This is a genomic window from Actinomycetospora sp., assembly GCF_036497585.1.
In the GTDB taxonomy this organism is placed as follows: Bacteria; Actinomycetota; Actinomycetes; order Mycobacteriales; family Pseudonocardiaceae; genus Actinomycetospora.
Genome location: NZ_DASXJD010000248.1, coordinates 1 through 7,085 on the forward strand (window position 1 = coordinate 1; position 7,085 = coordinate 7,085).

7 protein-coding genes, 1 tRNA gene and 1 pseudogene are annotated in these 7,085 nt (G+C 74.8%); 5 read left to right on the forward strand and 4 right to left on the reverse strand.

Going from position 1 to position 7,085, the window contains the following annotated elements; all coding sequences use genetic code 11:
- Together VGH76_RS25770 and VGH76_RS25775 are read right to left on the reverse strand one after the other, a co-directional pair.
- Nucleotides 1-338: DUF7144 family membrane protein (locus tag VGH76_RS25770; RefSeq protein ID WP_331559625.1), on the reverse strand; the 338-nt coding region annotated here is incomplete at its 3' end.
- Between the two features lie 134 nt (nucleotides 339-472).
- On the reverse strand, nucleotides 473-820 hold the full coding sequence (locus tag VGH76_RS25775) for a hypothetical protein (protein ID WP_331559627.1): 348 nt from the start codon (nucleotides 818-820) through the stop codon (nucleotides 473-475).
- Nucleotides 821-1,198: 378 nt separating this feature from the next.
- On the opposite strand from VGH76_RS25775, the gene VGH76_RS25780 reads away from it, so the two are divergent.
- On the forward strand, nucleotides 1,199-1,678 hold the full coding sequence (locus VGH76_RS25780) for a MarR family winged helix-turn-helix transcriptional regulator (RefSeq protein WP_331559628.1): 480 nt from the start codon (nucleotides 1,199-1,201) through the stop codon (nucleotides 1,676-1,678).
- Nucleotide 1,679: 1 nt separating this feature from the next.
- Here the strand turns inward: VGH76_RS25780 and VGH76_RS25785 are convergent, their stop codons facing one another.
- On the reverse strand, nucleotides 1,680-2,591 hold the full coding sequence (locus VGH76_RS25785) for an NAD-dependent epimerase/dehydratase family protein (RefSeq protein WP_331559629.1): 912 nt from the start codon (nucleotides 2,589-2,591) through the stop codon (nucleotides 1,680-1,682).
- 20 nt (nucleotides 2,592-2,611) lie between these two features.
- On the opposite strand from VGH76_RS25785, the gene VGH76_RS25790 reads away from it, so the two are divergent.
- Both VGH76_RS25790 and VGH76_RS25795 read left to right on the forward strand, forming a co-directional pair.
- Nucleotides 2,612-3,052, forward strand: a complete 441-nt coding sequence (locus VGH76_RS25790; RefSeq protein ID WP_331559630.1) for a nucleoside 2-deoxyribosyltransferase — start codon at nucleotides 2,612-2,614, stop codon at nucleotides 3,050-3,052.
- Between the two features lie 122 nt (nucleotides 3,053-3,174).
- Nucleotides 3,175-4,635 carry a wax ester/triacylglycerol synthase family O-acyltransferase gene (locus VGH76_RS25795; protein ID WP_331559631.1) on the forward strand — a complete coding sequence of 487 codons (1,461 nt, stop codon included), beginning with the start codon at nucleotides 3,175-3,177 and terminating at the stop codon, nucleotides 4,633-4,635.
- Between the two features lie 16 nt (nucleotides 4,636-4,651).
- On the opposite strand, the gene VGH76_RS25800 is transcribed toward VGH76_RS25795, so the two are convergent.
- Complete coding sequence (locus VGH76_RS25800) at nucleotides 4,652-6,151, reverse strand: gluconokinase (protein WP_331559632.1); 1,500 nt, start codon at nucleotides 6,149-6,151, stop codon at nucleotides 4,652-4,654.
- A gap of 61 nt (nucleotides 6,152-6,212) precedes the next feature.
- Here VGH76_RS25800 and VGH76_RS25805 point away from each other — a divergent pair.
- A tRNA-Sec gene (locus VGH76_RS25805) sits at nucleotides 6,213-6,308 on the forward strand.
- Between the two features lie 64 nt (nucleotides 6,309-6,372).
- A pseudogene (locus VGH76_RS25810) lies at nucleotides 6,373-7,085 on the forward strand (formate dehydrogenase); the annotation flags it as partial.

The following is a 7,085-nucleotide window of genomic DNA, read 5'->3' on the forward strand; positions in this document are numbered from 1 at the left end:
CTCAGCAGAGCCAGGGCGATCCCGACGATGCGCGCCCAGAGCCGTCCGGCCATCACCCCGAAGCCCGCGGCGAAGATCAGTACGCCCAGGATCAGGTGGAACCAGCCCCACGCGTTGTAGCTGACGTTGACCACGAGCCCGGTGGCCGGGACGACGAAGTAGCTGCTGTGCAGCAGGGCCACCAGTCCTTCGATGACCTGGAAGGAGCCGAGCAGGATCATCATGATCCCGGCGAAGGAGATCCACCCGCTCCAGTCGTCGGTCCCGGAGTAGGACGGCGGGCTCTCCTCGTATCTCGACTGTCCGCCCGAGAAGGTGGCGGGTCCGGTGGAGGTCATGGGATGTCCCTTCTTCGGAACCGGCCCTGCCGGTGCCTCTTGGAGCCCGCCGTGCAGCGGGCATGGGTCGCTCCGAGACGAACGCGAGCCATGGACCGTCGCGCCACACGACATGCACGTGTGGACCGCCGACGTCACGACACGGGAATCCCGGCGCCGTCGGCCGACGCTCGGCGCGCGCCGACCGACTGCCCTGCCGTGATCGGGTCACGCCACGCGCCGACTCCTGCGGTCCTCGCGATCTGGGCAGCGCCGTACGCGTGCTTCGCGAGCTGGGCGGGCGTCATCTCCGTCCGTTGCTGCCACCGCCGAGCCGCCCCGACCAACGCGGAGCTTCCGAGGGCCAGGCCGAGGGTGGCGAGCATGCCGCCGAGGCCGGTGAGCACGGCGCCGCTGATCAGGAGGCGGGTGTTGACGGGCTGATTCGACTGGTTCGAGGACAAGGGAACCTCCGAGCTTCGTCGCGCGCTGCCGACCGCCATCACCTGATGCCGGCGAGCCCGAGCGATCGGCCGGGTCCCCGGCCCTCGCCAAGGCCGAATCCAGTCGGTCAGCGCTCGCGCGGCCGGCGCAGAGTCGAAGGTCCCTGCCCGTGACCCCTGAGGTCCCAGGCGCGGCCCGACACAGCGGGCCAGGCGCCGCCGGAACGTCGAAGTCCCGCCGACGGACCAGCACGACGGCGAGCAGCGCGGCGATCACCGCGACGGCGGCGGCGAGCACGACAGCCTCCAGGGCCCCGGCGGCGGACGCGGACTGCCCCAGCCCGTCCTGCAGGTAGAGCACGAGGTAGAGCAGCACCGCGTAGAACGGCCCCTATGTCTCCAGGCTCCTGTTTCCACAGCGGCCGTAGCATCGCCGCCATGGCCCCCGCCCAGGCGCCGTCGTCGGGAGCCGGCGAGGGCCGGACCGCCGCGCCGGACTCGCTGTACGAGCTGCTGTGGCAGGTGACCGCCTACACGCACCTCCTCAACGAGGCCGCGCTCGCGGACACCCCGCTCACGGTGTCCTCGAGCGGCATGCTGCTGACGGTCGCCGACCAGCCGGGCACGACGGTCGCCGAGATCTCGCGTCGCATCCCCAAGACCCAGCAGACGATCTCGCAGGTCGTGGCGCGCCTGGAGAAGCTCGGGCTCATCGAGCGGCGGCTCGGCACGGGGCGCGGCGTCGGCCTGCACCTCACCGACCAGGGCCACGAGATGGCGCAGACCGCCCGCGCCCACGGGCGGCAGCTCGCCGACGGGCTGCGCGAGCTCCTCGGCGCGGAACGGGCGGACGCGCTCACCGTGCTGCTCGGCGAGAGCCGCGAGCTCCTCGCGCAGGCGGCGGACGACTCGGCCTGAGTCAGCCGCCCCGCGCGAACGCCGCCCAGGCGTCCGCGACGATCCGCTCCGGGGACGACTGCGGCGCGCTCCACCCGAGCTCGACGCGGGCCCGCGTCGGGTCGGCCACCAGGCGCGAGGGCTCGTCGACCCGGTCCCCGTGGTGCACCGGCACGGGCCTCCCGGTGACGTCGGCGACGACGTCGACGAGCTCGGCGACCGAGGTCGGGCGGCCGGACCCGACGGTGAGCACCCGCCAGGTCCCCGGCTCGGCGAGCCCCAGGGCCGCGACGACGCCGTCGGCGAGGTCCGCGACGTGGACCAGGTCGCGCACCGCCGACCCGTCGCCGTTGACGGTGAACCGGGCGCGCTCCCCCGCCGCCGTCGCGAGCAGCGCGGGGACGACGCGGGTGCGGTCCTCGTCGCCGCGCCCGGCCACCGCGCCCGCGACGTTGAAGGCCCGCAGACAGACCACCCCCGGCCCGCCGGCGAGGGCGACGTCGCGGGCGAGCAGGTCCGCGGCCAGCTTGCTCGCCGCGTAGGGGTGCGCCGGGGCGAGCGGGGCGTCCTCGTCGATCGGGACGTCGGCCGGGGCGTGCACCGCGCAGGTGGACGTCGTCACCACCCGCACGTCGGGTGTGGCGGCGGCGAGCACCGTGCGGGTGCCGTCGAGGTTGGTGCGCCAGTACCCGAGAGGGTCCGCCCGGGACTCCCGCACCCGCACGCGGGCCGCGAGGTGGCAGACGGCGTCGGCGTCGCGCAGCGCGGTGGCCACGACGTCGGGATCGAGCACCGACCCCGTCAGCGGACGGACCCCGGGCGCCAGCCGGGCGGGGTCGCGGGCGAGCCCGACGACGTCGTCGCCGCGGGCGAGGAGCGCGTGCGACACCGCGGTCCCGACGAACCCGCCGGCTCCCGTGACGAGCACCCGCACGGCCCGCGATCATGGCACCCGTGCGCAGGACCGCCTACCTGGCGAGCCCCTACGGCTTCGCCGAGTCCACCCGGGTCTTCTACACGGAGCGGCTGCTGCCGCTGGTGCGCTCCCACGTCGAGGTCATCGACCCGTGGGAGGTCGACCTCCCGCCCGGCGACGTCCCGGCGCAGCGGTGGCTCGCGCTCGGCGAGGTCCACCTGCGCGCGATCGCGGAACGCGCCGACCTCGTCGTCGCCTGCCTCGACCAGGAGCCGCCGGACAACGGCACCGTCGTCGAGGTCGCGTGGGCCGCGGCGCACGGCCGGCCCGTCGTCGCCTACCGCGGCGACCTGCGGCAGGGCGGCGAGGAGGGCCTGTCCTACAACCTCATGATCGGCGCGGCGGTACGGCGCAGCGGCGGCGTCGAGGTGACGACGCTGGCCGACCTCGACCGGGAACTGGCCCGACTGGCCGCATGATCGCCCCGGTTTGGGCCAACGGTGAGAGGGGCACCACGCCCCTCCGGTGAGCGGCCGCGACATCCCGACGACGCGCGCGGCGTTCTTCCCACGAGGTACCGGGCGGCGGGAGGATTCTGGGTATGGGTGTGATGTCGTTCCGGGACTCGATGTTCCTGCTGGCGGAGTCCCGCGAGCGGCCGACGCACGTCGGGTCGCTGCTGCTCTTCGACCGGCCGGAGGACGCCGGGCCGGACTTCCTCGGGGACCTCCACCGCCGGCTGGTGTCGAGCAACGAGGTGGCGCCGACCTTCGCGCGCCGGGCGGTCCGCAGCGTCGGGACCCTCGGGCAGTGGGCGTGGGAGGACGACCACGACCTCGACATCGAGTACCACGTGCGGCTCTCCGCGCTGCCCCGGCCGGGCCGCATCCGTGAGCTGCTCGAGCTCGTCTCCCGGCTGCACGGCACCCTGCTCGACCGCCACCGGCCGCTGTGGGAGTTCCACCTCATCGAGGGCGTAGAGGGCGACCGGTTCGCCGTCTACTTCAAGATCCACCACGCGATGATGGACGGCGTCACCGGCATCCGGCACCTGCAGAAGGCGCTCTCGACCGACCCCGACGTCCGCCACGTGCCGCCGTTCTGGCAGGTCGACCCGCGCTCGAAGCGCCGTCCGTCCTCCGAGCAGCCGGCCGTAGTCGCCGCGTCCCCGCAGCAGGGCGGGGTGCTCTCCACGGTCGGCGGGGCCCTCGCCGGGGGCTGGAACACGGTGAGCGCCGCGGTCACCGACACCGCGCGGACCGCCACCGGGGCGCTCGGGATCGCGCCCGCCCTCGTCGACGCCCTCTACGACGGGCTCGCGCACCGGGACACGACGCTGCCGTTCGAGGCCCCGCACAGCATGCTCAACGTCCCGATCACGGGGGCGCGCCGCTTCGCCGCCGAGTCGTGGCCGCTCAAGCGCATCCAGCGGGTGCGCGAGCGCACCGAGTCGACGGTCAACGACGTCGTGCTCGCGATGTGCTCGGGGGCGCTGCGCCGCTACATGCTCGACCTGGACGCGCTGCCCGAGCGGCCGCTGGTCGCCGCGCTGCCGGTCTCGCTCGGGACCAGCGGCGAGGGCAACCAGCTCGGCGCCATCCTGGTCACGCTCGCGACCGACGAGCCCGACGCCGCGACCCGCCTCGAGCGGATCAAGGCCTCCGGGCGGGCGGCGAAGGCGAACCTCGACCAGCGCGACCCGATGGCGATCGCCGCGCTGTCGATGGCGGTGGCGGCGCCACTGCCGCTCGGCGCGGTGCCCGGCATGTCGACGGTGCTCAACCCCGGCTTCAACCTGATCATCTCGAACGTGCCCGGCCCGAAGGCGCCGCTGTACTGGGAGGGCGCGAAGCTCGACGGCCTCTACCCGCTGTCGGTGCCGCTCGACGGGCAGGCGCTCAACATCACCGTCTTCTCCTACGCCGACCACATGGAGTTCGGCCTGACGGGCGACCGGCGCAGCCTGCCGCGCCTGCAGAAGCTGCTGGGCTACCTCGAGGAGTCGCTGGCCGAGCTGGAGGAGGCGGCCGACGCCACGGACGCGGCGGCCGTCGAGGGCTGAGCCCCCGTCTCGGCTCTCAGCCGCGTAGCGCGGCGACGATCTCGCCGAGCTCGTCGTGGACCCGTTCGACGAGCCCGAGCCGGGCGGCGTACACCGCTGCGGCCGCGGTGGGCGCCGCCGTCGTCGGGATGACGACCCGGTCGGCGGCGTCGGCGAGGGCCTCGGCGCCGGGGTCGAGCAGACCGACGGCCTGCTGCCCCAGCAGGGCCGCACCCCACGCCGACCCCTGGTGGCCCTCCGGGTAGCCGACGGGGACGCCGAGCACGTCGGCGAGCAGGCCGCGCCAGAAGGCGCTGCGGGCGAACCCGCCGGTGGCCCGCACCTCGTCGACGGTGGTCCCGGCAGCGCGCATCGCCTCGAGCACCAGCCGCAGCTGCAGGCACACCCCCTCGAGGAGCGCGCGGGTGAGGTGCCCGCGGCGGTGGTCGCGCCGCAGGCCGAGGAAGGCACCGCCGAGGGCGCCGTCCCAGCGGGGCGCGCGCTCGGCGAGCAGGTGCGGGACCGCGAGCAGCCCGTCGGCGCCCGCCGGGACGTCGGCGGCCTCGTCCAGCAGCGTCGCCGGGTCCGCGCCGAACGCCTCGGCCGCCCAGTCGAGGACGACGCCGCCGTTGGTGATCGCGCCGCCCACCACCCACCGCTGCCGGGTCAGCTCGTAGCAGAAGAGCCGGCCGTGGGGGTCGGCGCCCGGACGGTCGACGGCCAGGCGCAAGGCGCCGCTGGTGCCGATCGAGCAGGCCAGGACCCCGGGGCGCACCGCGCCGAGCCCGAGGTTCGCCAGCGGTCCGTCGCCGGCGCCGGCGACGACGGGCAGGCCGCGGGCGACGCCCCAGGCGTCGGCCACCCGGTCGGTGAGCGGCCCGACGACGTCGGTGGTCTCGACGAGCTCGTCGAGGGCGCCCGGGCCGATGCCCGCCAGGGCGAGGGCCTCGTCGTCCCAGGTGCGTGACGCCAGGTCGCGCAGCCCGGTCCCGGAGGCGCAGGAGGCGTCGGTGACGCGGCGGCCGACGGCCCGCCCGAGCACGAACTCCTTGACCCCGCCCCAGCGCGCGACGGCGGCGTGCAGGCTCGGACGCGCCCCGCGCAGCCAAGCGAGCTTCACCAGCGGGCTCATCGAGTGCACCGGGGTCCCGGTGCGCCGCGCCAGGGCGAGCGCGTCGACGTCGGACCGGCCCGCACGCCACCGCGCCGCGACGGCGGCGGCCCGGGAGTCGGCCCACGTCAGCAGGGGCCCGACCGGCTCGCCGTCGGCGTCGACGCCGAGCAGGCCGTGCATGGCGCCGCTGAAGGACACCGCGGCGAGGTCGGGCCCGGCCGCGACGGCGGCCGCGACGGCGTCCCCGACCGCCTCCCACACGAGCTCGGGGTCCTGCACCGCCGCGCCCGGTTCCGGTTCGGCGAGCGGGTAGCCGGCGTCGCCCTCCCCCAGCACCGTGCCGTCCGGGGCGAAGACGACGGCCTTTGTCGAAGTGGTCCCGAGGTCGACCGCGAGGACGGCCTCGGGGTCCGTGGCGCGCATGCCGGCATCCTCGCGCGGGTCGGCGCTGCGGGACGGGCGGGTCGTCCCTAGGGTGATCCCCGGAGGCGTCAGGGTTCCTGGTGGGCCCCGCGGTCTTCAACACCGACGTGGCCGGGTATCTCGGCCAGGCGGGTTCGATTCCCGTCCGCCTCCGCCACCACCTCGTCCCGGTTGAGCGTCGCAGCCGGGAGGCACCACAGCACCCGGGAGGTCCCCGCGACATGGGCGTCCGTACCTGGCTCGGTGAATGGCCGATGTTCCGCCAGGCGACCGGTCCTGATCCGCTCGGGCGCGGCGCCGCCGTCGAGAGCCCGCGCCAGAAGGCCACCACCCCGCGCACCAACGCGGCCGACGAGGTCGTCAAGTCGGTCTGCCCGTACTGCGCGGTGGGCTGCGGCCAGAACATCTACGTGCGCGACGGACGCATCACCCAGATCGAGGGCGACCCGGACTCGCCGATCTCCCGCGGCCGGCTCTGCCCCAAGGGGTCGGCGTCCACATCGCTGGTGACCTCCCCGAGCCGGGTGACGACGGTGCGCTACCGGCGGCCGTACGGCACCGAGTGGGAGGACCTCGACCTCGACACCGCGCTCGACATGATCGCCGACCGGGTCATCGACGCCCGCCGCAAGGGCTGGCAGGACACCGACGACGAGGGCCGCGTCCTACGGCGCACGCTGGGCTTCTCGAGCCTCGGCGGGGCGACGCTGGACAACGAGGAGAACTACCTCATCAAGAAGCTGTTCATGGCGCTCGGCGCGATCCAGGTGGAGAACCAGGCGCGCATTTGACACAGCGCCACCGTCCCCGGTCTGGGGACCAGCTTCGGCCGCGGAGGGGCCTCGAACTTCCAGCAGGACCTGATCCACTCGGACTGCATCGTCATCGAGGGATCGAACATGGCGGAGGCCCACCCGGTGGGCTTCCAGTGGGT